General features: G+C 66.1%; 28 protein-coding genes. 12 read left to right on the plus strand and 16 right to left on the minus strand.

Features of this window, described 5'->3' with window-relative positions:
- Positions 1–354: 354 nt before the first annotated feature.
- Genes GV832_RS15805 through panB form a run of 4 tightly spaced genes read right to left on the minus strand, consistent with a single transcriptional unit; the run spans position 355 to position 2,898 of the window.
- Entirely contained in the window at positions 355–957 is a 603-nt protein-coding gene (locus GV832_RS15805; RefSeq protein ID WP_168775850.1) for a DUF1523 family protein, read from the minus strand.
- Positions 958–964: 7 nt separating this feature from the next.
- Entirely contained in the window at positions 965–1,222 is a 258-nt protein-coding gene (locus tag GV832_RS15810; protein ID WP_168775851.1) for a hypothetical protein, read from the minus strand.
- 42 nt (positions 1,223–1,264) lie between these two features.
- Positions 1,265–2,071 (minus strand): pantoate--beta-alanine ligase, encoded by an 807-nt coding sequence (gene panC / locus GV832_RS15815; protein ID WP_168775852.1) that lies wholly within the window; start codon positions 2,069–2,071, stop codon positions 1,265–1,267.
- Positions 2,068–2,898, minus strand: coding sequence for a 3-methyl-2-oxobutanoate hydroxymethyltransferase (gene panB, locus GV832_RS15820; RefSeq protein ID WP_168775853.1), 831 nt, complete (start codon positions 2,896–2,898; stop codon positions 2,068–2,070). The genes panC and panB overlap by 4 nt, the downstream gene beginning before the upstream one ends.
- Before the next feature lie 129 nt (positions 2,899–3,027).
- Here panB and GV832_RS15825 point away from each other — a divergent pair, with 129 nt between their 5' ends.
- Positions 3,028–3,414: a cupin domain-containing protein gene (locus GV832_RS15825; RefSeq protein WP_168775854.1), complete on the plus strand. Its 387-nt coding sequence runs from the start codon at positions 3,028–3,030 to the stop codon at positions 3,412–3,414.
- Between the two features lie 291 nt (positions 3,415–3,705).
- On the opposite strand, the gene GV832_RS15830 is transcribed toward GV832_RS15825, so the two are convergent.
- From GV832_RS15830 to GV832_RS15845, 4 genes are all read right to left on the minus strand, one after another.
- A complete protein-coding gene (locus tag GV832_RS15830) occupies positions 3,706–4,542 on the minus strand; it encodes a L,D-transpeptidase (RefSeq protein ID WP_168775855.1) in 837 nt (278 codons plus the stop codon).
- A 145-nt stretch (positions 4,543–4,687) separates the two neighbouring features.
- The gene (locus GV832_RS15835) at positions 4,688–4,879 is read right to left on the minus strand and encodes a Trm112 family protein (RefSeq protein WP_168775856.1); all 192 of its coding nucleotides are present in this window, start codon (positions 4,877–4,879) and stop codon (positions 4,688–4,690) included.
- The gene (locus tag GV832_RS15840; protein WP_168775920.1) at positions 4,876–5,499 is read right to left on the minus strand and encodes an LON peptidase substrate-binding domain-containing protein; all 624 of its coding nucleotides are present in this window, start codon (positions 5,497–5,499) and stop codon (positions 4,876–4,878) included. Before GV832_RS15840 ends, GV832_RS15835 begins: the two co-directional genes overlap by 4 nt.
- A gap of 26 nt (positions 5,500–5,525) precedes the next feature.
- A complete protein-coding gene (locus GV832_RS15845; RefSeq protein WP_168775857.1) occupies positions 5,526–6,428 on the minus strand; it encodes a thioredoxin family protein in 903 nt (300 codons plus the stop codon).
- 115 nt (positions 6,429–6,543) lie between these two features.
- Here GV832_RS15845 and rfbC point away from each other — a divergent pair, with 115 nt between their 5' ends.
- From rfbC to rfbA, 4 genes are read left to right on the plus strand one after another with little or no spacing between them, the layout of a single operon-like run.
- Positions 6,544–7,104: a dTDP-4-dehydrorhamnose 3,5-epimerase gene (rfbC, locus tag GV832_RS15850; protein WP_168775858.1), complete on the plus strand. Its 561-nt coding sequence runs from the start codon at positions 6,544–6,546 to the stop codon at positions 7,102–7,104.
- On the plus strand, positions 7,101–8,141 hold the full coding sequence (gene rfbB, locus GV832_RS15855; protein WP_168775859.1) for a dTDP-glucose 4,6-dehydratase: 1,041 nt from the start codon (positions 7,101–7,103) through the stop codon (positions 8,139–8,141). Before rfbC ends, rfbB begins: the two co-directional genes overlap by 4 nt.
- Positions 8,138–8,974: a dTDP-4-dehydrorhamnose reductase gene (gene rfbD / locus GV832_RS15860; RefSeq protein WP_168775860.1), complete on the plus strand. Its 837-nt coding sequence runs from the start codon at positions 8,138–8,140 to the stop codon at positions 8,972–8,974. The genes rfbB and rfbD overlap by 4 nt, the downstream gene beginning before the upstream one ends.
- Positions 8,971–9,852, plus strand: coding sequence for a glucose-1-phosphate thymidylyltransferase RfbA (gene rfbA / locus GV832_RS15865; protein WP_168775861.1), 882 nt, complete (start codon positions 8,971–8,973; stop codon positions 9,850–9,852). Before rfbD ends, rfbA begins: the two co-directional genes overlap by 4 nt.
- Here rfbA and GV832_RS15870 read toward each other — a convergent pair.
- The 8 genes from GV832_RS15870 to GV832_RS15905 all read right to left on the minus strand — a co-directional run bounded on the left by GV832_RS15870 (position 9,794) and on the right by GV832_RS15905 (position 17,980).
- Positions 9,794–10,564 carry a hypothetical protein gene (locus tag GV832_RS15870; protein WP_168775862.1) on the minus strand — a complete coding sequence of 257 codons (771 nt, stop codon included), beginning with the start codon at positions 10,562–10,564 and terminating at the stop codon, positions 9,794–9,796. The two genes, rfbA and GV832_RS15870, sit on opposite strands and share 59 nt — an antisense overlap.
- A 141-nt stretch (positions 10,565–10,705) precedes the next feature.
- Complete coding sequence (locus GV832_RS15875; RefSeq protein WP_227754475.1) at positions 10,706–10,927, minus strand: formate dehydrogenase subunit delta; 222 nt, start codon at positions 10,925–10,927, stop codon at positions 10,706–10,708.
- A 10-nt stretch (positions 10,928–10,937) separates the two neighbouring features.
- Positions 10,938–11,768, minus strand: a complete 831-nt coding sequence (gene fdhD, locus GV832_RS15880) for a formate dehydrogenase accessory sulfurtransferase FdhD (RefSeq protein ID WP_168775864.1) — start codon at positions 11,766–11,768, stop codon at positions 10,938–10,940.
- Complete coding sequence (gene fdhF, locus GV832_RS15885; RefSeq protein ID WP_168775865.1) at positions 11,765–14,635, minus strand: formate dehydrogenase subunit alpha; 2,871 nt, start codon at positions 14,633–14,635, stop codon at positions 11,765–11,767. Before fdhF ends, fdhD begins: the two co-directional genes overlap by 4 nt.
- Before the next feature lies 1 nt (position 14,636).
- Positions 14,637–14,849: a DUF4287 domain-containing protein gene (locus tag GV832_RS15890; RefSeq protein ID WP_168775866.1), complete on the minus strand. Its 213-nt coding sequence runs from the start codon at positions 14,847–14,849 to the stop codon at positions 14,637–14,639.
- Positions 14,846–16,366: a formate dehydrogenase beta subunit gene (locus tag GV832_RS15895; protein WP_227754476.1), complete on the minus strand. Its 1,521-nt coding sequence runs from the start codon at positions 16,364–16,366 to the stop codon at positions 14,846–14,848. The genes GV832_RS15890 and GV832_RS15895 overlap by 4 nt, the downstream gene beginning before the upstream one ends.
- Positions 16,367–16,368: 2 nt before the next feature.
- Positions 16,369–16,836 (minus strand): formate dehydrogenase subunit gamma, encoded by a 468-nt coding sequence (locus GV832_RS15900; RefSeq protein ID WP_168775868.1) that lies wholly within the window; start codon positions 16,834–16,836, stop codon positions 16,369–16,371.
- 262 nt (positions 16,837–17,098) lie between these two features.
- Positions 17,099–17,980 carry a LysR family transcriptional regulator gene (locus GV832_RS15905; protein WP_168775869.1) on the minus strand — a complete coding sequence of 294 codons (882 nt, stop codon included), beginning with the start codon at positions 17,978–17,980 and terminating at the stop codon, positions 17,099–17,101.
- Between the two features lie 43 nt (positions 17,981–18,023).
- Here GV832_RS15905 and GV832_RS15910 point away from each other — a divergent pair, with 43 nt between their 5' ends.
- The 7 genes from GV832_RS15910 to moaD all read left to right on the plus strand — a co-directional run bounded on the left by GV832_RS15910 (position 18,024) and on the right by moaD (position 23,939).
- Positions 18,024–18,803, plus strand: a complete 780-nt coding sequence (locus GV832_RS15910) for a S49 family peptidase (RefSeq protein ID WP_168775870.1) — start codon at positions 18,024–18,026, stop codon at positions 18,801–18,803.
- A gap of 1 nt (position 18,804) precedes the next feature.
- A complete protein-coding gene (locus tag GV832_RS15915) occupies positions 18,805–18,993 on the plus strand; it encodes a hypothetical protein (protein ID WP_168775871.1) in 189 nt (62 codons plus the stop codon).
- Positions 18,994–18,995: 2 nt separating this feature from the next.
- Positions 18,996–19,772, plus strand: coding sequence for an SDR family oxidoreductase (locus tag GV832_RS15920; protein WP_168775872.1), 777 nt, complete (start codon positions 18,996–18,998; stop codon positions 19,770–19,772).
- Positions 19,773–20,055: 283 nt separating this feature from the next.
- Positions 20,056–21,903 carry an excinuclease ABC subunit UvrC gene (uvrC, locus tag GV832_RS15925; RefSeq protein ID WP_168775873.1) on the plus strand — a complete coding sequence of 616 codons (1,848 nt, stop codon included), beginning with the start codon at positions 20,056–20,058 and terminating at the stop codon, positions 21,901–21,903.
- A gap of 58 nt (positions 21,904–21,961) precedes the next feature.
- The gene (ppk2, locus tag GV832_RS15930; RefSeq protein ID WP_168775874.1) at positions 21,962–22,864 is read left to right on the plus strand and encodes a polyphosphate kinase 2; all 903 of its coding nucleotides are present in this window, start codon (positions 21,962–21,964) and stop codon (positions 22,862–22,864) included.
- A gap of 153 nt (positions 22,865–23,017) precedes the next feature.
- Positions 23,018–23,689, plus strand: coding sequence for a CDP-diacylglycerol--glycerol-3-phosphate 3-phosphatidyltransferase (gene pgsA, locus GV832_RS15935; RefSeq protein WP_168775875.1), 672 nt, complete (start codon positions 23,018–23,020; stop codon positions 23,687–23,689).
- Position 23,690: 1 nt separating this feature from the next.
- Positions 23,691–23,939, plus strand: coding sequence for a molybdopterin converting factor subunit 1 (moaD, locus tag GV832_RS15940; RefSeq protein WP_227754472.1), 249 nt, complete (start codon positions 23,691–23,693; stop codon positions 23,937–23,939).
- Position 23,940: the final 1 nt, after the last annotated feature.

Consider the following 23,940-nt stretch of genomic DNA (forward strand, 5'->3'; position numbering starts at 1 on the left):
CAAACCCGTCCCCACCATCCGCCATCCGAAAACCTCCCGTCGATCCCAGCAATCAGATCGCAGAGCGGCAGACCTTCAGAAACCCGCGAAATCAATGGGGTGCAGGCGGCGGAGACGCCCCACCGGGATATTTGCGGACCAATGAATGGGAAGGGGCGCCTCGGCCAAGGCGCCCCTTCCTTTTATCGCCAAGGCTTGACCGCAAGCCCCCTGCCCCTTTCACACTGGCTCAAATATCCCGGGGGGAGCCTCTTGGGTTCCCCGAACCCAAGAGGCCGGGGGGCAGCGCCCCCCCGACGCGGAGGCGCAGGCGCATGCCGGAGCCGACAGACAGGCTTGGCCGCAGGCCTCCGCTCAGCGACGGAAGAGGCGGCGGAACCAGCCCTTGGTGCGGTCGCCCGCCTCTTGCACCTCGGCCACGGCGGGGTCCACCATCCGCTCCCGGAACTGCAACCACATGGCGCGGATCCAGAAGGCCAGGCCCAGGAGAAGCGCAATGATCACCAGGTTCAGCCAGGGGAAATAGGTGTAATCCGGCCCCGAGACCTCGCGGATCGCAATCGCATTGGGGAAGATCGACAGGATCGGGATCCGCCAGCCGTAATGCGTCACCATCACCCATTTCTCGCCCTTCAGGCTGGAAGCCACCGCCTGCAGGTTCGAGCTGTCATATTTGAAATAGGGCGGCCAGATCCAGCCGGTGTCCTCGTTGCGGTAAACCATCGGCGCGCCATCCGAAAAGGCGGCCGAGATGAAGCGGATGTCGCGGCCATTGGTCGCCTCCGCCGTCCCGCTGTCGGGCGAGGCATAGAAGGCGCTGTTCGCCCAGGAGACCGTGGTGATCCTGTTATAGACCTCGGTGATGCGCACCACGTCATGCTGCGGCAGGGTATACCACAAGAGCAGCGCCACGATCAGGGCCAGGACGCCCCGGAATATCCACTTCAGCTTGCTCATTGCGGCCTCAATTCGAGTTGACGGCCCAGGCGATCGCCACCACGGCCAGAATGGGAATGATATAGACCAGCACCGCGATCCGCGCCCAGAGCGATCGCTGATACTGTGCCATGCCCCGCGCGATGAAGTCTTCCCGCGTGCCCGCCTCGCCGCCATCGTCGAAATCGCGCTCCAGCGCCTCGCGACGCAGCGACCGCAGCCAGGTGGCCACGATCCAGTGGACGAAGGGCAGGACAAGGGCCCAAAGCAGAATAGCGCGCAGCATGGCGACCTCCTGACCTTGAGGTAATCGCGCCGCCCTTCCGGTTCAAGCGGCGATGTTGTCGATCAGCCGCACGCCCTCGAGCCAGGCCGCCGCCAAAAGCCTTTGCGGGTGGCCCGGGATCGGCGGCCCCAGGGTCTCGGCATCGTGAAACTCCAGGTATTCGACGCGCTCGAAACCTGCGGCCAGAAGCCCCGCCTCGGCCTGGGCCACGGTTGCGCCGGCCGCCATGCGCGTCATCCACAGATGCAGCGCAGGCGCCTTGGCCCGGGCCGCGGCCGAGAGCCGCGCATTGCGCGAGGACATGGCGAGCCCATCGGGATCGCGCAGCGTCGGCACGCCCTGCACATCCACGGGCAGGTTCAGGTCGGTGACCATGCGGCGGATGACCTGCAGCTGCTGCCAGTCCTTCTCGCCGAACCAGGCCCGGTCGGCCAGCGTCATGCCGAAAAGCTTCGTCACCACGGTCGCCACGCCCGCAAAATGCCCAGGCCGCAGCGCGCCCTCCAGGGGCAGGGCCACGCCCCCCACCGTCACCTCGGAGGCATAGCCGGGCGGATAGACCTCATCGGGTTCCGGCACAAAGACCGCATCGACGCCCAAAGGCGCCAGGAGGGCCGCATCGGCCTCCTCAGTTCGGGGATATTTCGCGAGGTCCGCAGCATTGTTGAACTGCCGCGGATTGACGAAGATCGTGACGATGACCCGGTCCGCCCCCGCCTTGGCCGCCTGCACCAGCGACAGATGCCCCTCGTGGAGCGCCCCCATGGTCGGCACCAGCCCCACGACCGCGCCCTCACGCTTCCAGCCGCGCACCAGGGCGCGCAGCTCCTCGACCCGCCGCAGGATCATTTCTTGACCGCGTCCGCGAAGCCGTGTTCCGGCCCGGGGAAACGCCGTGCGCGAACATCCTCGGCATAGGCGGCGATGGCCTCCGACGCGCCCTGCCCAAGCTCGGCATAGCGCTTCACGAACTTGGGCCGGAAATCGGTAAAAAGCCCCAGCATGTCGTCGGTCACCAGGACCTGCCCGTCGCAGTCCACCCCCGCGCCAATGCCGATGGTCGGGATCTTCAGGGCCTCGGTCACCCGCCCCGCCAACCCCACCGGCACCTTCTCCAGCACCACCGAGAAAGCCCCCGCCGCCTCGACCGCCAGGGCATCGGCCATGACCTTCTCGGCCTCGGCATCGCGCCCCACGACCTTGTAGCCGCCGAGCGTGTTCACCGCCTGCGGCGTCAGCCCGATATGGGCCATGACCGGGATGCCGCGCGCGACCAGGAAGGCAATCGTCGGCGCCATATGCACCCCGCCCTCGATCTTCACCGCCGGAGCCCCCGTCTCCGCCACGATCCGCGCCGCATTGCGGAAGGCCTGCTCGGGGCTTTCCTCATAGCTGCCAAAGGGCATGTCGATCACCGCCATGGCGCGGCCAAGCCCCCGCATCACGGATTTGCCATGCAGGATCATCATCTCCAGGGTCACGCCATGGGTCGAGGGCAGCCCATGCAGCACCATGCCCAGCGAATCGCCCACCAGGGCCACGTCGCAAGAGGCATCGACCAGCCGCGCCATGGGCGTCGTATAGGCGGTCAGGACGACAATCGGCCTTTGCCCCTTGAGCGCTGCGATATCGGGCGGCAGGACCGGGCGAAGGCCCGTCGTCGGGGTGGCGCTCATCTTTCGGGCTCCGTTGTGGCTCCTCGCCCGGGATATGGGCATGATTTGTCCGCACGCGCAAGATTCTTGCGCCGCAACGCAGCGCAAACCGGGCTTGACCGGAGGACAATTCCCCGGCGAAATGGCGCGATGCAGCACCTGATCGCAATGACCCGCCAGGGCGTCACGCCCGAGATTTCCCGTCCCGACCCCGAGAAAGTGGTGGCCGGAGACCCCATCCACACGACCTGGAGCCTGGAAGAGCGGCCCATGGGCGCGGCGGAAGGCCAGACCCCGCATGGCGCCGACAAGGGCATGCTTTACGCGGGCCTTTGGCACACGACCCCGGGCGAATGGCGCGTCGATTACCAGGAATGGGAATATATCCGCATCCTCGAAGGCCTCTCCTTCCTGGTCGATGAACAGGGCCACGCCACCCGCCTCGCCGCCGGAGAAAGCCACATCATCCGCCCCGGTTTCAAAGGCACCTGGCGCTGCGTCGAGCCCACGCTGAAGGACTACGTCATCCTGGCCTGAGACCAAGAGGGGCCGATGCTAGGCCCAGGCACCGCCTCCCCCCGAGCACCCTCCCCCGGGCTTGGTTTCATTGGTCCCAAAATATCCCGGGAGAGGTCCGGAGAGGGCAGCGCCCTCTCCGGCCACGGCCGCCGCGCGGGCCGAGCCGCAGGCGAGGCCCCCCCGTTCCGGTAAAGCATCCCGTGCCGGGCCCCTCGCCAAGTCCAGGGTCCGAGCCCCCCCTGGGCCTGCCGCCAAAGCGAAAGGGCGCCCCCGCAAGGACGCCCCCAAATTTCCAAACCCTGGCCGCCCTCAGCCGCCAGCAGCCGCCGCTTGCAGCATGGCCCGGCGCTCGGCCTCTTGCGCCGCCGCGAGCCGCGCCGCGAATTCCGGATCCTCGGCGGCCTTCTTGGCGATGGCTTCCTCGTCCTTCAGCTTCTGCGCCTGGTTCTCGGACGTATCAGGCACCGCGCGGCCAAAGGCATTGTCCATATAAGGCCCCTCGGCCGCGATGCTTTCCTCCAAGGTCCGCACCTTCACCTGGGCGCCCACCTCGATCTGGTTGAACAGGTCGATGGCGTCCTGGTTGAAAAGCCGGATGCAGCCCGCCGAGGTCGCATGGCCGATCGAGGGCGGGTCCATCGTGCCATGGATGCGGAACATCGTGTCGCGCCCGCCACGGTAAAGATACATGGCCCGCGCGCCCAGGGGATTGTCCAGCCCGCCCGAACGCCCGCCCGCATATTCCAGGTACAGGTCCGGCCGCGTCCGCACCATGTTGGCCGTCGGCGTCCAGGAGGGCCATTCCTCCTTGCGGCCGATCTTGCCCGTGCCCCGGAAGGACAGGCCCTGCCGCCCGACCGCGATGCCATAGCGCGTGGCCATGCCATATTCGCCGACCAGATAAAGCTTGCGGGCAAAGGGATCGACCACGACCGTCCCGGGCTCTTCATCGCCGGTATAGACCACTTGGGTCCGCTGGTAGCCATCCTTCAACAACGCCGGATCGACCGCCGGGATCTCGAAGCCACCATCGACCACGGCCTCGTAGCCCGGCACGGCGGGCGGAGGCTCTTCGACCTTGGGGGTTCCACCACAGGCCGCAAGCGTGGCCAGCACAGCGAAGGCGGCCAGCTTCGAAGCGGCCATTTGGAAGAATTGAGTCACGACACCGTTCCGGTCTGTGAATTGTTGCGATTTTCGCACCAACCGGAGTCTGACCCACCTGTCAAGCCCCGCAGGGCCAGGCGGCCCCGGATGACCTTATTTTGATGGCGCCCGAAGCCTTTGGGCATCAGCCCCCGCCGCCGTTCAGCTCGCGCGCGGCACCCAGGAGCATGATCGGTATCCCGTCGCGAATCGGAAAGGCCAGCCCCGCCGCCGTCGAGATCAGCTCTTGCCGTTCCGCATCATAGCGCAGCGTCGTCTGGGTCTGCGGGCAGACCAGGGCCTCCAGCATGCGGCGGTCGAACTGCACTTCGGTCATTGCAGAACCTCGTCCTCGCCGCCCGACTGGACGGCAAAGCTGATCAGCGTCTGCAGGACCTTGCGGCGGGCGACCAGGTCGGGCGCCTCCAGGAGGGCCTGTTTCTCTTCGGGGCCAAAGGGGCAAAGCATCGAGAGCGCGTTGATCATCAGCTCGTCCTCGGCCGTCTTCAAGGCGCCCCAATCGACCCCCAGCTGCCGCTGCTTGAAATAGCGCGACAGGTCGGCCAAGAGCTTGTCGCGGTCCATCCCCGGATCGGTCTCGGCCCGGCGCTCGGCGGGATAGGTCTGCCAGTCGATCCGCGCCCGGCGATAGGGCTGGAACCCCGCCACCTCCTCCACGACCCGAAAGCGCGAGACTCCGGTCAGGGTGATCATATAGCGCCCATCCTCGGTCTCGGAGAAAGAGGTCACCCGCCCCGCGCAGCCCACCTGGTGCAGCTGATCGCCCCGGGGCTGGATCATGCCGATCATCCGGTGGTCGCTTTTCAGCGCATCGGCCAGCATGGTCAGGTAGCGCGGCTCGAAGATATGCAGCGGAAGCCGCGCCCGGGGGAACAGGATCGCCCCGGGCAGGGGAAACAGCGCGATGGTCTCTGGCAGGTCGGTCATCAACATGATCTGGCGCCCCAGAGGGAGATTACAAGTCAGGCGAAGATCATGGACGAAAGTCGCCGCCGCCCGGCCAGGGCAATCGGGTCCTGCGGCTTCAAAGCGCCGAAGATGGTGATCAGCTGCGCCTTGGCCGCGCCCTCGTTCCACTCGCGGTCGAGCTTGAAGAGGTCCAGAAGCACATCGACCGCGCCCTGCACATCGCCGCTGGCATGGAGCGCCGTGGCGAGGTCGAACCGGGCCTGGCGGTTTTCCGGGTCGCGTTCGACCGCCGCGCGCAGTTCCTGCTCCGGCCCGGCATTGGCGGCCTGGCGGGCAAGCTCGATCTGCGCCTTGGCCGCAGCAATCTCGGGCGCGCCCGCGATCTTGGCCGGCGCCGCCGCCGCAAAACCCTCGGCCTTGTCGAGATCGCCCACGGCGAGATAGGCCCGGATCAGCCCGGCATAGGCGACCGCATTCTCGGGCTCCTCCGCCAGGATGGCCGCGAAGGTCTCCGCCGCATCGGCGGCAGCGCCCTCGGTCAGCATTTGCTCGGCCATCTCCAGGGCCTCGGTCAGGCCCTTGTCGGGGCCCGCCGTGGCGATCAGGCCCTCGATGAACTTCTTGATTTCCGACCCCGGCAGCGCGCCTTGGAAGCCGTCGATCGGCTGGCCCTGCCAGAAGGCATAGATCGTGGGGATCGACTGGATGCGCAGCTGGCCCGCAATCATCTGGTTCTTGTCCACGTCGATCTTGACCAGCTTCACCTTGCCCTTGGCCGCCGTCACCGCGGCCTCCAAGGCCGGGGTCAGCTGCTTGCAGGGCCCGCACCAGGTCGCCCAGAAGTCGACGATCACCGGAACCTCGCGGCTCGCCTCGATCACGTCCTTCATGAAAGTGGCTTCGGAGCCGTCCTTGATCAGCTCCGCCGCCGCAGGAGTTTCTGCCATTCCGAACATCTTGCCCTCGGGGTATGAAGATTTGCCTCCTATATGGCCGCCAAAGCCCCAAAGGCCAAGGGGGAAGCGTCAAATTGCGCTTGGCAAGAACCGGCCACTTGGGCCAAATGCCGCCATGCAAATTGAAACGACCCCCCTTCCCGATTGCGTCATCCTGACCCCCGCACGCTTTGGCGATGCAAGGGGCTGGTTCTCGGAAACCTGGTCCGCGCGGCGCCTGGCCGAGGCGGGGCTGCCCGTGGATTGGGTGCAGGACAACCACTCCTTCTCGGCCGCCGTGGGCACGCTGCGGGGCCTGCATTTCCAGCGCCCGCCCCATGCCCAGGACAAGCTCGTGCGCTGCACGCGGGGCGCGATCTTCGACGTGGCGGTCGATGTGCGGAAGGGCTCGCCCACTTACGGCAAGTGGTTCGGCATCGACCTGACGCCCGAGAACGGCAAGCAGCTTCTGGTCCCCAAGGGCTTCCTGCATGGCTTCGTGACCCGCGCCCCCGACACCGAGGTGCAATACAAATGCACCGACACCTATGCGCCCGATTGCGACGGCGGCATCCGCTGGGATGACCCTGCCATCGGCATCGACTGGGGGGTGACTGCCCCCGTGTTGTCCGCCAAGGACCAGGTCGCGCCCCTGTTGGCCGATTGGGTCAGCCCCTTCACCTGGGAGCCGAAATGAAACTGCTGGTCACCGGAGGCGCGGGCTTCATCGGAAGCGCCGTCGTGCGGCGTGCGATAGCCCTTGGCCATGAGGTCGTGAACCTCGACAGCCTCACTTATGCGGCAAATCTTGAGAATGTGGCGGGGGTTTCGAGCTCGAACCTTTACTCTTTCGAACAGGCCGACATCCGGGATCGCGCCCGGCTGGACGAGATCTTTGCCACCCATCGCCCCGATGCGGTGATGCACCTGGCGGCGGAATCCCATGTCGATCGGTCGATCGACGGGCCGGGGGATTTCATCCTTACGAACATCAACGGCACCTTCAACCTCCTCGAGGCCGCGCGGGGCTATTGGCAGCGCGCGGGCAAGCCCGAGGGGTTCCGGTTCCACCACATCTCGACGGATGAGGTCTTTGGCTCCCTGGGCGAGGAAGGCCAGTTCACCGAAGAGACGCCCTATGACCCCCGCAGCCCCTATTCGGCCTCCAAGGCAGCGAGTGACCACCTGGTCCGCGCCTGGCACGAGACCTATGGGCTCCCGGTGGTGCTGACCAATTGTTCCAACAACTACGGCCCCTTCCACTTCCCCGAAAAGCTGGTCCCCGTGGTGATCCTGAACGCGCTGCATGGGCGTCCGATCCCGGTTTACGGCGCCGGTCTGAACGTCCGCGACTGGCTTTACGTCGAGGACCATGCCGATGCGCTTTTGACCGTGGTGCAGCGCGGGCAGCTTGGCCGCAGCTACAACATCGGCGGCGAGAATGAGGCGCGGAATATCGACCTCGTTCGCACGATCTGCGCGCTGATGGACGAGATGCACCCAGCCGGTGCCCCCCATGACCGGCTGATCACCTTCGTGACCGACCGTCCCGGCCATGACGCCCGCTATGCCATCGACCCCAAGCGCATCCGTGAGGAACTCGGCTGGCGGCCCTCGGTCACGCTGGAACAGGGCCTGCGCAAGACCGTCCGCTGGTATCTGGACAACGAGGCGTGGTGGCGGCCCCTGCTCGCCCGCCAGGGCGTGGGCCAGCGGCTGGGGACGAAAGCATGAGGCTTCTGGTCTTCGGCCAAACCGGCCAAGTGGCGCGGGAATTGCAACGGCTGGCGCCGGAAGCGCGCTTCCTGTCGCGGGCCGAGGCCGACCTCTCCGACCCGCAGGCCTGCGCCGCTGCGATCCGCGACTGTGACGCGGTGATCAACGCCGCCGCCTGGACCGCCGTGGACAAGGCCGAGACCGAGGAAGACACCGCCACCGTCATCAATGGCGCCTCCCCGGGGGCCATGGCTCGGGCCTGTGCCGCCCAGGGCCTGCCCTTCCTCCACATCTCGACCGATTACGTCTTCGACGGCCAGGGGACCGAGCCCTTCCAGACCACCGACCCGGTCGCCCCCCTGAACGCCTATGGCCGCAGCAAGCTGGCCGGAGAGCAGGCGGTGCTGGAAAGCGGGGCCAATGCCCTGATCCTGCGCACCTCCTGGGTCGTCTCGGCCCATGGCGCGAATTTCGTCAAGACCATGCTGCGGCTGGGGCGCGAGCGCGAAAGCCTCAACGTCGTGGCCGACCAGGTCGGCGGCCCCACCCCGGCCGCCGCCATCGCCGAGGCGCTGCTGACCGCCGCACGCGCCATGGCCCAAGGCGCCAAGGGCGGCGTCCACCACTTCGCAGGCAGCCCCGATACCTCCTGGGCCGATTTCGCCCGCGAGATCATGGCCCAGGCCGGACTTCCCTGCCAGATCAACGACATCCCCAGCTCGGCCTATCCGACGCCCGCCCGGCGGCCCTCCAACTCCCGCCTCGATTGCAGCGCCTTCACCGCCGCTTTCGGCATCCCGCGCCCCGACTGGCGCGCCCATCTGACCCAGATCATCAAGGACCTGACATGACCCGCAAAGGCATCATCCTCGCCGGAGGCTCGGGCACGCGGCTTTGGCCGATCACCATGGGCGTCTCGAAGCAGCTCCTGCCGATCTATGACAAGCCGATGGTCTATTACCCCCTCTCGGTCCTGATGCTGGCGGGCATCCGCGAGATCGCCCTGATCTCGACGCCCGAGGATCAACCGGCCTTCATCCGGCTTCTGGGAGATGGGTCGCAATGGGGGCTGAAGCTGACCTATATCATCCAGCCCTCGCCCGACGGGCTGGCGCAGGCCTACTTGCTGGCCGAGGATTTCCTGGACGGCGCGCCCTCGGCCATGGTCCTGGGCGACAATATCTTCTTCGGCCACGGCCTGCCCGAGATGCTGTCCGAGGCCATGGCCCAGGACAAGGGCGGCACGGTCTTTGGCTATCGCGTGGCCGATCCGGAACGCTATGGCGTCGTGGCTTTCGACGCCGAGGGTCGCGTGCAACAGATCATCGAAAAGCCCGAGGTCCCGCCCTCGAACTTCGCCGTCACGGGGCTCTATTTCCTTGACGGAGACGCCCCGCGCCGGGCCAAGGCGATCAAGCCCTCCCCGCGTGGAGAGCTGGAAATCGTCGATCTCCTGGACACTTACCTGAAAGAGGGCACGCTTTCGGTTCAGCGCATGGGGCGGGGTTTCGCCTGGCTGGACACCGGCACCCATGCGAGCCTCATCGACGCGGGCAACTTCGTGCGCACCCTGACCGAACGCCAGGGCCAGCAGGTGGGAAGCCCCGACGAGATCAGCTTCCGTGCCGGATGGATCGACCGCGCGGCGATGGAAAAGCGGGCCGAGATGTTCAAGAAGAACGACTACGGGCGCTATCTGCGGACGGTGCTGACGGAGACGGCACCCTGATCTCGCGCCCGATCAAGGCCGACAAAAGCGCCAGGGCCAGGGCCGCGGCGGCCAGGGCCGTCAGCGCCTCGCGCAGGGGGGGGACGATGGTCTGCGCCTCATGCGCCCGGGCCAGGATCGCATAGGGCGGCGCCTTCAGGCGCCCCTCGACCCGGGCCCGCACCTCTTGCTGGGCCAGGCTTTGGACGATCTCGGCGTGCTCGGCCTCGAGCAGCACCAACTGCCTTGCGCCCGCTGCGTCCAGATCAGGCACCGACCGCAGCGCCGAGACCTCTTGCCACAACCGATATTCCTCCGACCGCATGAGGCTCAGCCTTTCGGCCCCCGCATCGATCTGCCCGGCCTCCGCCAGGTCCATGACCTGAAGCGCCACGTCATTGGCCACCCGCACCGCCTGGCTCGCATCGCCCAGGCGCACCGAGATGATCAACCCGATGTCGCGCAAGGGCAGCCCCATCGACTCGCCCGCCCGCGAGGTCAGGGGATGCAGCGCAATCGCCTGCGACAGAACCACGACAGAGCCCACGCCATGGCGGGCCGCGGTCGTCTCCAGCATGTCGCGGGTGAGCAGGCGGCTTTCGATCAGCGGGATGGAATCGCCGCCCGGCCGGATTTGCACGACCGAAGCGGCCTCATAGACCGGGGGCAGGTCCCAAAAGCGCCAAAGCACCAGGAGAAAGACCGCGCAGAGGGCGACGGACAGAACCCGCATGGGTCCGCGCAAGGCAGCGCCGCCGATCCTGATCGTTCTTGTCGCCATGCAGCTTTTCGCCTTTCCCGCGCGTTCCGTCCCCATGCCACAGGATTGGGGCCGAATTTGGGAAAGGCGCGGACGGCGGTCAACTTTCTTGCGTCAGGCGGCGGGACGGCGGATCAGGCTTGCAGCCTCGATCACCAGGGGACGGAGGCCCTGGCCACCGGCATCGAGGAGCTCGAACAGATGGCGGCGCATCCGGGGCTCCCAAAAGTCGTTTATGTGATTGGAAAGCCCCTCCAGCCCCTCTTTATGCGGCTTGGATTCCATGAATTTGGCAATCTGGTTGGCCATGGTGACCAGCTTGGCATGGGGGCTCAGGGTTTCGGTGTCATGCGACATGGGCGACCTCGGGGCGGATGCGGTGGGAATGGGTGAAGACCTCGAACCGGTCGGGCCGGGCGAGGGCGATGAGGGTGATGTTCAGCTTTTCGGCCAGTTCCACCGCCTGCGCCGTGGGGGCCGAGACGGCGATGATCATGGGCTGACCAAAGGCCGCGACCTTTTGTACCATGTCGATCGAAACGCGCGAGGTCAGGACGACGGCGCCATACCTCGGCGGCGATTGCAGGGCACCCGGGATGGTGCGGTTGTCCCAGAGCCAGGCCCCCGCCAGCTTGTCCAGCGCGTTGTGGCGGCCCACGTCCTCGCGCACGGTGAGCATCTCGCCATAGGACCACAGGCCCGCCGCATGCACCGCGCGGGTCGTGTCGTGCAGCTTCTGGAACTGCGGAAGGGCGGCCACCGCCGCCATGACCTCGGAGGGGGACATGGCAAGATCGGTCGTGACCGGGGTGAGGTCGCGCAGCGCCTCATCCAGGCTGTCGATGCCGCACAGCCCGCAGCCCACGGGCCCGGCCATGTAACGGCGACGGGCGGCCAGCCGGGCCTCGGCGGCCTTCTTGACCCAGATTTGCAGGTCGATGCCCTTGTCGGTCTGAACCGGGGTGATCTTGGTGATTTCGTCCAGGTCAGCCAGGCCCTCGGTATGGGCAAAGCCACGGGCGAAGTCCTTCAGATCGGCCGGAGTGGCCATCATCACCGCCTGGGTCGAGCCATTGAAGGAAATCGCCACCGCCACTTCCTCGGGCAGCTCGCGCGCGCCCGGGGTCTGGCCGCCTGACCCGAAGGCCAGGCGGCTTTGGGGGCGGTGGCCCTTCATTCCGCCGCGATCCGCCGCGACTTGGCGGCCTGGGCGTTGTACTCTTCCTGCCACTCGGTCGGGCCGTTGGACAAGGCGACCTGAACGGCGGTCACCTTGTATTCCGGGCAGTTGGTCGCCCAGTCCGAGAAGTCGGTGGTGACGACATTGGCCTGGGTGTCGGGGTGGTGGAAGGTCGTATAGACCACGCCCGGATTGACCCGGTCGGTGATCGTGGCGCGCAGCGCGGTCTCGCCGGAGCGCGAGGCCAGCTTGACCCAATCGCCCTCCTTGATGCCGCGCTGTTCGGCGTCATGGGGGTGGATTTCCAGGATGTCCTGGTCATGCCAGACCACATTGGCCGTCCTGCGGGTCTGAGCCCCCACGTTATACTGCGACAGGATCCGCCCCGTGGTCAACAAGAGCGGGAAGCGCGGCCCGGTGCGCTCATCGGTCGCCACATATTCCGTGTTGATGAAGCGCCCCTTGCCGCGGACGAAGCCGTCGACATGCATGAGCGGCGTGCCTTCCGGCGACTTCTCGTTGCAGGGCCATTGGATCGAGCCCATGGTCTCGAGCTTTTCATAGGTCACGCCCGCGAAGGAGGGCGTCGTCAGCGCGATTTCCTCCATGATTTGCGCGGGATGGGTATAGCCCCATTCCGCGCCCATGGCATTGGCGAACATCTGGGTCACTTCCCAATCGGCGTAACCCTGACGCGGCGCCATGACCTTGCGGACGCGGTTGATGCGACGCTCGGCATTGGTGAAGGTGCCGTCCTTCTCCAGGAAGGTCGAGCCCGGGAAGAAGACATGGGCGTAATTGGCGGTCTCGTTCAGGAAGAGGTCATGGACGATGACGCAGTCCATGGCCGCCAGACCCGCAGCCACATGCTTGGTGTCGGGGTCGGATTGCAGGATATCCTCGCCCTGGCAGTAAAGCCCCTTGAAGGTGCCCTCGACGGCGGCATCCAGCATGTTGGGGATGCGCAGGCCCGGCTCGTTGTCGATCTCGACGCCCCAGACCTCGCGGTAGATGTCGCGCACCGCCTCGCCCTTGACGTGACGATAGCCCGGAAGCTCATGCGGGAAAGACCCCATGTCGCAAGAGCCCTGGACGTTGTTCTGCCCCCGCAGCGGGTTCACGCCGACGCCGGGACGGCCGACATTGCCGGTCAGCATGGCCAGGTTGGCGATGCCGATGACGGTGGTCGAACCCTGGGAGTGTTCGGTGACCCCCAGCCCGTAGTAGATCGCTCCATTGCCGCCCTTTGCGTAAAGGCGAGCGGCGCCGCGGACTTCCTCGGCCTTGACGCCGGTCAGAAGCTGCACGGCTTCCGGGGAGAACTGCGGCTGGCTGATGAACTCGGCATAGGCCTGGAATTCGTCCCAATCGCAGCGGTTGCGGATGAAGTCCTCATCGAAGAGGCCCTCGGTGACGATGACATGCGCCAGGGCGGAGACCACGGCCACGTTCGTCCCCGGCGTCAGGGCCAGGTGATGGGCGGCCTTGTAGTGCGCGCCCTGCACCGTCTCGGTCCGGCGCGGGTCGATGACGATCAGCTTGGCCCCCTTGCGCAGCCGCTTCTTCATGCGCGAGGCAAAGACCGGGTGGCCGGAATGCGGATTGGCGCCGATGACCATGATGACATCGGCATGCTCGACCGAGTCGAAGTCCTGCGTGCCCGCGCTGGTCCCGAAGGTCTGGCCCAGCCCGTAACCCGTGGGCGAGTGGCAGACCCGCGCGCAAGTGTCGGTGTTGTTGTTGCGGAAGACCGCCCGGGTCAGCTTCTGCACCAGGTAGGTTTCCTCGTTCGTGCAGCGCGAGGAGGTGATCACGCCCACCGAATGGCGGCCATGCGTGTCGATGATCCCCTTCATCCGGTTGGCGGCGAATTCCATGGCTTCGGCCCAGGAGACCTCTTTCCAGGGGTCATTGATGCTGTCCCGGATCATCGGCGAGAGGATCCGGTCGCTGTGCGAGGCATAGCCGTAAGCAAACCGCCCCTTGACGCAGCTATGCCCCCGGTTGGCCTTGCCATGCTTGTAGGGCGTCATCCGCACCAGCTCATCGCCGCGCATCTCGGCCTTGAACTGGCAGCCCACGCCGCAATAGGCGCAGGTCGTGATGACCTCGCGCTGCGGGGTGCCCAGTTCGATCACCGACTTCTCTTGCAAGGTCCCGGTCGGGCAGGCCTGCACGCAGGCGCCGCAGGACACGCAATCCGAGGTCAGGAAAGTGTCGGACTTGAGCCCCGCCGAAACGCGGCTGTCGAAGCCGCGGCCCGAGATCGTCAGGGCAAAAGTCCCCTGCACTTCCTCACAGGCCCGGACGCAGCGCGAGCAGACGATGCACTTGGCAGGGTCGTAGCTGAAATAGGGGTTGGAATTGTCCTTGGGGATATAAAGCGGGTTCGCCTCGCCGTTCTGCCGGGGCTGGAAGTGGTTTTCCACAGCCTCATAGCGCACATCGCGCAGGCCGACCGCGCCCGCCATATCCTGCAACTCGCAATCGCCATTGGCCGAGCAGGTCAGGCAATCCAGCGGGTGGTCAGAGATGTAAAGCTCCATCACCCCCTTGCGCAGCTTCGCCAGCTTGGCGTTCTGCGTGGTGACCTTCAGCCCCGGCGCCACCGGCGTGGTGCAAGAGGCGGGCGTGCCGTTGCGGCCCTCGATTTCCACCAGGCACAGCCGGCACGACCCGAAAGCGTCGATGGAGTCGGTCGCGCAAAGCTTCGGCACCTGGATGCCGATTTCAGCGGCCGCGCGCATGATCGAGGTGCCTTCGGGCACGGTGACCTCGAAGCCGTCGATCACCAGGCTGACCATGGTCTTCGACTTGGCGGCAGGGGTGCCGAAATCGCGGTCGGGGAGGATGAAGTCCTTCATGTCACGCGCCTTTCTTCTGGGCCAGCTGATGGGCCACGATCGCATTGGCATGGCCATGTCCAAGGCCGTGCGTCTCTTTCAGATGCCCCACGATCTGCATATGGGGCTGGTCCAGCATGGGCGCGATCACCGCGAACCAGTGGTCCATGGGCTGGCCGTATTTCGCCTCGATCGAGGGGAAGTAACTGGCCGGGCCCTTTACCTTTTCCGTCATTCCGCCGCCTCTTTGGCTGCGAAATCATCGGGGAAATGGGTCAAAGCCGACATGACCGGGTAAGGCGTGAAGCCACCCAAGGCGCAGAGCGAGCCCGATTTCATCGTCTGGCAGAGGTCGATCAGCAAGGGTTTCGCCTCGGCATCGCCCCGCGCGATGCGGTCCACGGTCTCGACGCCCCGCACTGCGCCGATCCGGCAGGGGGTGCATTTGCCGCAAGACTCGATGGCGCAGAACTCCATGGCGAAACGCGCCATGCCCAGCATATCGGCGCTGTCGTCGAAGACGGTCAGGCCGGCATGGCCGATCAGACCCTCTTTGCCTGCGAATTCCTCATAGCCGAAGGGCGTGTCGAAGAGGCTGCGCGGGAAGTAAGCGCCCAAAGGCCCGCCCACCTGCACCGCCTTGACCGGGCGGCCGGTCAAGGTGCCGCCGCCGATCTTGTCCACGATATCGCCCAGCGAAAGCCCGAAGGCCACCTCGTAAAGCCCGCCGAACTTCACATTCCCCGCGATCTGCAGGGGGATCGTGCCGCGCGACCGGCCGAGGCCAAAGCCCTTGTAGAACTCCGCCCCCTTCGCGAAAATCACCGGCACCGAGGCCAGCGAGATCACGTTGTTGACCACGGTGGGCTTGCCCATGAAGCCCTCAAGCGCCGGAAGCGGGGGCTTGGCGCGCACGATGCCGCGCTTGCCCTCCAAGGAGTTCAACAGCGAGGTCTCCTCGCCGCAGACATAGGCGCCCGCACCGACACGAACCTCCATGTCGAAATGCCGGCCCGAGCCCAGGACATCGCCCAGGATGCCCCCCGCCCGCGCCACATCCAGCGCGGCCTGCATCACCGCAATCGCCACCGGATATTCGCTGCGAATATAGACGAAGCCCTTCTCGGCGCCACAGGCCAGGCCCGCAATCGCCATGCCCTCGATCAGGGTCAGGGGGTCGCCCTCCATCAGCATCCGGTCGGCAAAGGTCGCGCTATCGCCCTCATCGGCATTGCAGACGATGTATTTCCGGTCTCCCTTGGCCTCGGAGACCGTCTTCCACTTGATCCCCGTCGGGAAGCCCGCACCACCGCGCCCGCGCAGGCCCGAATTCGTGACCTCGGCCACCATCTCCGGCGCCGTCATGGTCACGGCACGCTTCAGCCCCTCAAGGCCCCCATGCGCCACGTAATCCGCCAGCGAGAGCGGATCGACCACGCCGACGCGCGCAAAGGTCAACCGGGTCTGACCCTTCATCCAGGGCAGCTCCTCGGTCAGGCCCAGGGCCTTGGGATGCTTGGCCAGGTCACCGAAGAGCCCCGCGACATCGGAGGGCTCCATCGGCCCGAAGGCCATGCGACCGGCTTGCGTCACGACCTCGGCCAGGGGCTCCAGCCAGACCATCCCGCGCGAGCCATTGCGGATAAGCTCCACCGCCACGCCACGGGCCTTGGCTTCCGCCAACACAGCCGCCGCCACCTCATCCGCGCCCAAAGCCACGGCAGCCGAATCCAGCGGGAGATAAATCTTCAAAGTCATTTCAGCCCCCCGATGATCGCATCCAGCTTGGCCGCATCCAGCCGCCCCACCAGTTTCCCATCGACCAAGGCCGCCGGCCCGCAGGCGCAGAGCCCAAGGCAGAAGATCGGCTCCAGCGTCACCGCGCCATCCTTCGAGGTCTCATGCCAGTCGAGCCCCAGCTTGCCCCGCGCATGATCGGCCAAGGCATCCGCGCCGACCGATTTGCAAGACTCCGCCCGGCACAGCTTCAGCACATGCCGCCCCGCAGGCTTCTCGCGGAAGTCGTGGTAAAAGCTCATCACCCCGGCCGCCTCGGCCTTGGTGATGACCAGGGCCTCGGCGATGACCGGCAAGGCCGCCTCGGGGACATGGCCAAACTCGGCCTGAACCGCGTGGAGGATTGGCAGGAGCGCCCCCTCCATCCCCTTGTGAGCATCGAGGATCTCCTCGACACGGGCAATCATGCTGGCGGAATCAAGCATCCCGGGACCTTTCGCTGGCTATTCCTGCCTTGATGCCCCCAGTCACCCCGTCAATCAATATCAAACCTCCGTCAATCGATAGCCAAATCCTATCAATTCATCCCCCTCCCAAACTCCATGGGGATTTTCAAGGGGCCCAAGGGCCCCTTGAAGCAGGGGGGTCCGGGGGGGTATGCCATTTGTTTCGCCACTGGTTCGAGAAACAAGTGGCATGAGCCCCCCCGGCTTCCTCCCGGCAGGGGCAAGGGCGCCAGCCCGCAGCTCACCTGCGGGACAACCGCCCCGCCTCTTCCATCAGCGCCATCAGCACCGGCGTCTGCGGCTCCCGCTTCGGCGCGATCAGCCCGACCACATGCTCGGCCTCCGGGTTCACGATGGGCACCGAGACCAGCCCGGCCCCCCGGAACATCTCGGCCAGCCCCTTGGGCACGACGCTCGCCCAGCGCCCCGAGAGCACATGGGCAATCAGCGCGATCGAGGAATTGCTCTCGACCCCCGGCGCGGCCTTCACCCCGGCCTCGGCCAGAAGCGCGTTCACGATCCGCCGGTTCTGCATGTCGCCGGTCAGAAGACAAAGCGGCTCGCCCGCCACCTCGGCCCAGGTCACCTGCGCCCGGCCCGATAGCGCGCTCCCCGGCGCGCAGAGGAACCGGTAATACTCGACATACAAGGCGACCTGCGACACCCGGCCCAGGGGTTCGTTGTCGAGGTAGGTCACCCCGGCATCCAGCTCCAGCGTCTCGATGCCCGACAGGATCTCGGCCGAGGTGCGCGACAGGACCGTCACCCGGACATTCGGATGGGCCGCGACGAAGGGCCCGGTCAGCGCCGCCACCATGGGCAGGGCGGTGGGGATCACCCCCAGCCGCACGACCCCGCTCAGCCCCTTGTGGACCGACCGCATCTCGTCGCGCATCGCCCGCACATCGCCCAGGATCCGCCGCGCCCAGTCCAGCACCCGCTGCCCCTCGGGCGTCAGACCCTGAAACCGGCTGCCGCGATAGACGAGCTGGACGCCAAGCTGATCCTCCAGCCCCCGGATCCCCGCCGAAAGCGAGGGCTGCGTCACGCCGCAGACCTCCGCCGCCCGGCCAAAATGCCGCTCCGCCGCCAAAGCCACGAACATTTCAAGTCGGTCGATCATGCCTCACCTTGCCCCAGAGCCCCCCACACCATAGCTTCGCCGCATGAGATTTCCCATCTTCCCGCGCAAGCCCACTGTCGCCGTGATCCGCCTGAACGGCGCCATCACCTCCGGACGCGGCCTTTCCGACGCCGCGACCGCCCCCTTGATCGAGCGCGCCTTCGCGAAAAAGCCGAAAGCCGTGGCCCTCCTGGTCAACTCGCCGGGCGGCTCGCCCGTGCAATCCTCACTGATCGCCGCCCGGATCCGGCGCCTGGCCGACCAACACAGGATCCCCGTCCATGCCTTTGTCGAGGACATGGCGGCCTCGGGCGGCTATTGGCTGGCCTGCGCGGGGGATGACATCTGGGTCGATGACAGCTCGATCCTGGGCTCAATCGGCGTGATCTTCGCCTCCTTCGGCTTCCCCGAACTCATGGCCCGCCAGGGGATCGAACGCCGCGTCGTGACGGCGGGCAAGTCCAAGAGCCTCGCCGACCCTTTCCTGCCGCAGCGCCCCGAAGATATCGAGCGCCTGAGGGCGATCCAGGCACCGATCCACGCGGCCTTCATCGCCCATGTGAAGGCGCGGCGCGGGGCGCGGCTGGCCGACCATGACCTCTTCAATGCCGATGTCTGGGTCGGGCAACAGGCGGTCGACCTTGGCCTGGCCGATGGCATTGGCCACCTTGTGCCCAAGATGAAGGCGCTTTACGGCGAGAAGGTGCGCTACCAGGTCTTCGGCCCGAAGAAGGGCCTGCTTTCCCGCTTTGGCCTCAACCTGGCCGAGGATATGCTGCAGACCATCGAAGAGCGCCTGATGCGCGCGGGCCTGGGGGGCTGAGATGTTCAAGATCGTCATCATCTTTCTCATGGTCATGCTGATCATCTCGATGGCCGCCTCGGCCGTCACCCGTTTCCTGCGCGGCCCCATCGCGCCGCCCCGGGTGGACAAAGCCGAAACCCGCGCCAAATGCGGGCATTGCGGGCGGCCCGTCCTGGGCACCGCCCCCTGTGTCTGCGGGAAGGGCTGAAGATGCGTGCCTTGGTGACCGGAGCGGCCAAACGGGTTGGCCGCGAGATTTCCCTTTACCTCGCCCGGCGAGGCTTTGACGTCGCGGTGCATTATTCCGCCTCCGCCCCCGAGGCCGAGGCCCTGGTGGCTGAGATCCGCGCCCTGGGGCGGCAATCCCTGGCCCTGCGCGCCGATCTCCTGGACGAATCCCAGGTCGTCCCCCTGGTCGCCCGCGCCGCCGAGGGCCTGGGCGGGCCGCTGAACCTCTTGGTCAACAACGCCTCGATCTTTGAATACGACAACGTCAAGACCGCCTCGCGCCGGTCCTGGGACCGGGCGCTGGAAAGCAACCTCCGCGCGCCCTTCGTCCTGACGCAAAGCTTCGCGGCCCAGGCCCCCAAGGCCACGACCGATGCGGCCGGAGAGCCGCTCTCGCAGGCGCTGATCGTCAACCTGATCGACCAGCGCGTCTGGAAGCTGACGCCCGAGTTCATGTCCTATACCATCGCCAAGGCGGGGCTCTGGACCCTGACGCGGACGGCGGCCATGGGGCTGGCCCCGGATGTGCGGGTCAATGCCATTGGCCCCGGGCCCACGTTGCAGGGCGCGCGGCAGTCCGACAGCCACTTCGCAAGGCAGCGCGCGGCCACTGTTCTGGGGCGCGGCTCCAACCCTTCGGATATCACGGCGGCGCTTGGATTTTTCCTCGATTCCCCCGGAGTCACGGGCCAGATGATCGCCACCGACGGAGGCCAGCATCTGGCCTGGCAGACCCCGGATGTGCTGGGTCTGGAATGACCCTGCGACGACTTGTCCACTTTCGCAACCACCGTCAAAAATCCTTCACGAAATATTTAGGTTTATCAGGGCCTTGCTGCCATCAGAAGATTCTCTTGAATGAAATCAATTGCTTAACATTGTGCCTAAATTTTAGGCAAATCGTTCAGGGCCCAAGAATCCAAGGCAAAATCCGCACTCCTGAAATCTTCTCCGCAGAGTTATCCACAGAAGCTGTGGACGCCTTCCCCCTTGCCTCCGGCCCTGTATCATTGCAGCAAAGCGGCAGAATCGGAGGCCGGAGATGACAGAGACCAGGACCGGCCAGGAGGTCATCCAAGACTACCTGAAAACGCTCGATTCCTCTCCGGGTGTCTACCGGATGCTGAACGCAACCGGCGAGGTTCTCTATGTCGGCAAGGCGCGCAACCTGAAGGCGAGGGTGTCGAACTACGCGCGCGGCAATGCCCATAACGCGCGCATCAGCCGGATGATCTCCGAGACCGCTTCGATGATGTTCCTGACGGTCAAGACCGAGACCGAGGCGCTGCTTCTGGAGCAGAACCTGATCAAGCAGCTCAAGCCGCGCTACAACGTGCTTCTGCGCGACGACAAGTCGTTCCCGAATATCCTGATCGGCAAGGAACACGCCTTCCCCCAGATCAAGAAGCACCGGGGCAAGAAGACCGAGAAGGGCAGCTACTTCGGCCCCTTTGCCAGCGCGGGCGCCGTGACGCGGACGCTGAACCAACTGCAAAAGGTCTTCCTTTTGCGCAATTGCAGCGACAGCATGTTCGCGGGGCGGACGCGGCCCTGCCTGCAATACCAGATCAAGCGCTGTTCCGGCCCTTGCGTCGGCCGCATCGACGAGGCGGGCTATGCGGCCCTGGTCGCCGATGCCGAGCGCTTCCTGCAGGGCAAGACGACCTCCGTGCAGGCCGACCTGGCCGCCCAGATGGCCGCCGCCTCCGAGGCCATGGAATTCGAACGCGCCGCAGCGCTGCGCGACCGCATCCGGTCGCTGACCCATATCCAGTCCGCCCAGGCGATCAACCCGCATGGCGTGACCGAGGCCGATGTCGTGGCCCTGCACCTGGAACATGGCCAGGCCTGCGTGCAGGTCTTCTTCATCCGCGCGAACCAAAGCTGGGGCAACCGCGACTTTTACCCGAAGACCGGCGCGGGCGCCGAAGAGCCCGAGATCATGGAGGCCTTTCTCGCCCAGTTCTACGACGACAAGGAGCCGCCGCCGCTGATCCTCTTGTCCCACCCGGTCGAGAACCCCGACCTGGTCGGCGCCTTGCTCTCGGAACGCGCGGGGCGGAAGGTGGAGGTGGCGATCCCCCAGCGTGGCGAAAAGGCCGAGCTGGTGGAGAACGCCGCGCGCAACGCCAAGGAAAGCCTGGCGCGGCGGATGTCGGAAAGCTCGACCCAAAACAAGCTTCTCCAGGGCCTGGCCGAGGCCTTCGACCTCGACGCGCCGCCGAAGCGGATCGAGGTCTATGACAACGCCCATATCCAGGGCGCCGATGCCGTGGGCGGCATGATCGTGGCGGGGCCCGAGGGCTTCCTGAAAAGCCAGTATCGCAAGTTCAACATCAAGTCTGACGCGGGCAAGAACTCCGATGACTTCGGCATGATGCACGAGGTCCTGACCCGCCGCTTCGAACGCCTCCTCAAAGAGGACCCCGAGCGCAAGACCGATGCCTGGCCCGACCTCCTCTTGATCGACGGCGGTGCGGGCCAGGTCTCGGCGGTGGCCGAGGCCCTGGCCGAGATGGGCGTGGATGACGTGGCCTTTGTCGGCGTGGCCAAGGGCATCGACCGCGATGCGGGGAAGGAAGAATTCCACCGCCCCGGCCTGCCGCCCATGGCCCTGCCGAGGAACGACCCGGTCCTGTATTTCATCCAGCGCCTGCGCGACGAGGCCCACCGCTGGGCCAATGGCGCGCATCGCGCCAAGCGCGCGGCCAAGGTCTCGATCACGCCCCTGGACGATATCCCCGGCGTCGGGGCGACGCGCAAGCGCGCGCTGCTCGCACATTTCGGCTCGGCCAAGGCGGTGCGCGGTGCGGCCATTCCCGACCTGATGGCGGTCGACGGGATTTCGGCCACGATGGCCGAGACGATCTACAACTTCTTCAACCCGTAACAGAACTGTCACCCAGCCGTTACACGCGCCCCCTACCCGAAGGCAAACGGAGGGCGCGATGACCGAGGCGAACGACTGGATGGCCGAGGAACTGGCCGAGATCCTCGACGAGGACCTGGAGCTGGAGCTGGAAGACGCCACGATCTCGCGCGAGGTCGCCCGGCTCTACCGCGAGCGCCACCCCGATGCGCTGGACAGCCGGACCTATCTGCAAGCGCTGATCCATCTTCAGGCCGAACTGATCAAGCTTCAGGACTGGGTCGTCCATTCCGGCGAGCGGATCGTCGTCCTCTTCGAGGGCCGTGACAGCGCCGGCAAAGGTGGCGTGATCAAGCGCATCACCCAAAGGCTGAACCCCCGCGTGGTGCGGACCGTGGCCCTGCCCGCGCCCTCGGACCGCGAAAAGACCCAGTGGTATTTCCAGCGCTATATCCCCCACCTCCCCGCCGCGGGCGAAATCGTGCTCTTCGACCGGTCGTGGTACAACCGCGCAGGGGTGGAGCGGGTGATGGGTTTCGCCAGCGAGGACCAGGTGGAAGAATTCTTCCGCTCCGTCCCGGAGTTCGAACGGATGCTGGTGCGCTCGGGCATCAAGGTCATCAAATACTGGTTCTCGATCACCGACGAGGAACAGCAGATGCGCTTCATGATGCGCATCCATGACCCGTTCAAACAGTGGAAGCTCTCGCCCATGGACCTGCAAAGCCGGGTCAGGTGGGAGGATTACACCAAGGCCAAGGAAGACATGTTCGCCCGCACGAACATCCCCGAGGCGCCGTGGTATATCGTCGAGGGCAATGACAAGAAGAAGGCGCGGCTGAACTGCATCGCGCATTTCCTGTCGCTGAACCCCTGCCATCCGGTCCCGCACGACGAGATCACCCTGCCCGAACGGGTCTTCAACCCCGATTACGAACGCGCCACCCTCCCGCGCGAGCTTTACGTCCCCGAGAAATACTGACCCGCGGCAGCAACGGGCGCCGGGGGCTCGATGCCCCCGGCGCCCGTTCCCGTCTCCGCCCCAGCGGCCCCCCTGTGCCCTCTGCCGCACAGTTCCCCTGGCTGCCCCCTGGCGCCCCTTTCCCCTGCCCGGGCTTTGCGCTAGTCATTCACCATGAAGTGGACGATCCCCAACACGCTGACCACGCTGCGCCTCCTGGCCGCGCCGGCCGTGCCGGTGATGTTCCTCTATTTCAACCGCCCCTGGGCCGACTGGTTCGCCCTGACGCTCTTCGTCTCGGCCGCCATCACGGATTATTTCGACGGCTATCTGGCGCGGCTCTGGAAGCAGGAATCGAAGTTCGGCACCATGCTCGACCCCATCGCCGACAAGGCCATGGTCGTCATCGCCTTGATGGTGCTGACGGGGTTCACGGGAATGAATTCGGGGTTGAACCCCTACTTGATCCTGCCCGCCACGGTCATCCTCTTCCGCGAGGTCTTCGTGGGGGGCCTGCGCGAATACCTCGGCGCCAAGGCGGGGCTTTTGAAGGTCACCAAGCTGGCCAAGTGGAAGACCACGGCGCAGATGGTGGCCATCGCCATCCTCTTCCTCGGCACCGGGCTGGAGCATATCGAGGCCGTGCGGCTGCAAGGCAAGACGGTGGAGCAATATGCCGACCTGGTCTCCAAGGGTCTGGTCACGCCGATCCCCTTCTGCGGCACGCGGGATTGCTCCTCTTATGCGACCTGGGCGGGGTTGATGCTGATCTGGGTCGCTGCGGCTTTGACGGCCGTCACCGGCTGGGACTATTTCGCCAAGTCCCTGCCGCATCTGAGGGACTGACATGCTGACCGTCCTTTACTTCGCCTGGGTGCGCGAAAGGATCGGCCTGCCGCGGGAAAAGGTCACGACCGATGCCGCGACGGTGGCCGACCTGGTGGCCGAGCTCTCCGCCCGGGACGAGGCCCATGCCCTGGCCTTTGCCGATCTGAAAAGCCTGCGGGTGGCGGTGGACCAAAAGCTGACCTCTTTCGACGCCCCCCTGGCCGGAGCGCGCGAGGTCGCCTTCTTCCCCCCCATGACCGGGGGCTGAG

This window comes from Stagnihabitans tardus (assembly GCF_009925085.1).
GTDB lineage: Bacteria > Pseudomonadota > Alphaproteobacteria > Rhodobacterales > Rhodobacteraceae > Stagnihabitans > Stagnihabitans tardus.

Bases quoted from the DNA above. Each gene is read 5' to 3' on its own strand.
- ppk2 (WP_168775874.1), top strand. From the start codon at position 21,962: ATGACCGAGGCGAACGACTGGATGGCCGAGGAACTGGCCGAGATCCTC.
- rfbD (WP_168775860.1), top strand. From the start codon at position 8,138: ATGAGGCTTCTGGTCTTCGGCCAAACCGGCCAAGTGGCGCGGGAATTG.
- moaD (WP_227754472.1), top strand. From the start codon at position 23,691: ATGCTGACCGTCCTTTACTTCGCCTGGGTGCGCGAAAGGATCGGCCTG.
- GV832_RS15830 (WP_168775855.1), bottom strand. From the start codon at position 4,542: ATGGCCGCTTCGAAGCTGGCCGCCTTCGCTGTGCTGGCCACGCTTGCG.
- GV832_RS15915 (WP_168775871.1), top strand. From the start codon at position 18,805: ATGTTCAAGATCGTCATCATCTTTCTCATGGTCATGCTGATCATCTCG.
- panB (WP_168775853.1), bottom strand. From the start codon at position 2,898: ATGAGCGCCACCCCGACGACGGGCCTTCGCCCGGTCCTGCCGCCCGAT.
- GV832_RS15835 (WP_168775856.1), bottom strand. From the start codon at position 4,879: ATGACCGAAGTGCAGTTCGACCGCCGCATGCTGGAGGCCCTGGTCTGC.
- uvrC (WP_168775873.1), top strand. From the start codon at position 20,056: ATGACAGAGACCAGGACCGGCCAGGAGGTCATCCAAGACTACCTGAAA.
- GV832_RS15910 (WP_168775870.1), top strand. From the start codon at position 18,024: ATGAGATTTCCCATCTTCCCGCGCAAGCCCACTGTCGCCGTGATCCGC.
- pgsA (WP_168775875.1), top strand. From the start codon at position 23,018: ATGAAGTGGACGATCCCCAACACGCTGACCACGCTGCGCCTCCTGGCC.
- GV832_RS15825 (WP_168775854.1), top strand. From the start codon at position 3,028: ATGCAGCACCTGATCGCAATGACCCGCCAGGGCGTCACGCCCGAGATT.
- GV832_RS15905 (WP_168775869.1), bottom strand. From the start codon at position 17,980: ATGATCGACCGACTTGAAATGTTCGTGGCTTTGGCGGCGGAGCGGCAT.
- fdhF (WP_168775865.1), bottom strand. From the start codon at position 14,635: ATGAAGGACTTCATCCTCCCCGACCGCGATTTCGGCACCCCTGCCGCC.
- rfbA (WP_168775861.1), top strand. From the start codon at position 8,971: ATGACCCGCAAAGGCATCATCCTCGCCGGAGGCTCGGGCACGCGGCTT.
- GV832_RS15920 (WP_168775872.1), top strand. From the start codon at position 18,996: ATGCGTGCCTTGGTGACCGGAGCGGCCAAACGGGTTGGCCGCGAGATT.
- rfbC (WP_168775858.1), top strand. From the start codon at position 6,544: ATGCAAATTGAAACGACCCCCCTTCCCGATTGCGTCATCCTGACCCCC.
- GV832_RS15845 (WP_168775857.1), bottom strand. From the start codon at position 6,428: ATGTTCGGAATGGCAGAAACTCCTGCGGCGGCGGAGCTGATCAAGGAC.
- rfbB (WP_168775859.1), top strand. From the start codon at position 7,101: ATGAAACTGCTGGTCACCGGAGGCGCGGGCTTCATCGGAAGCGCCGTC.
- GV832_RS15810 (WP_168775851.1), bottom strand. From the start codon at position 1,222: ATGCTGCGCGCTATTCTGCTTTGGGCCCTTGTCCTGCCCTTCGTCCAC.
- panC (WP_168775852.1), bottom strand. From the start codon at position 2,071: ATGATCCTGCGGCGGGTCGAGGAGCTGCGCGCCCTGGTGCGCGGCTGG.
- fdhD (WP_168775864.1), bottom strand. From the start codon at position 11,768: ATGAAGGGCCACCGCCCCCAAAGCCGCCTGGCCTTCGGGTCAGGCGGC.
- GV832_RS15870 (WP_168775862.1), bottom strand. From the start codon at position 10,564: ATGCGGGTTCTGTCCGTCGCCCTCTGCGCGGTCTTTCTCCTGGTGCTT.
- GV832_RS15890 (WP_168775866.1), bottom strand. From the start codon at position 14,849: ATGACGGAAAAGGTAAAGGGCCCGGCCAGTTACTTCCCCTCGATCGAG.
- GV832_RS15805 (WP_168775850.1), bottom strand. From the start codon at position 957: ATGAGCAAGCTGAAGTGGATATTCCGGGGCGTCCTGGCCCTGATCGTG.
- GV832_RS15900 (WP_168775868.1), bottom strand. From the start codon at position 16,836: ATGCTTGATTCCGCCAGCATGATTGCCCGTGTCGAGGAGATCCTCGAT.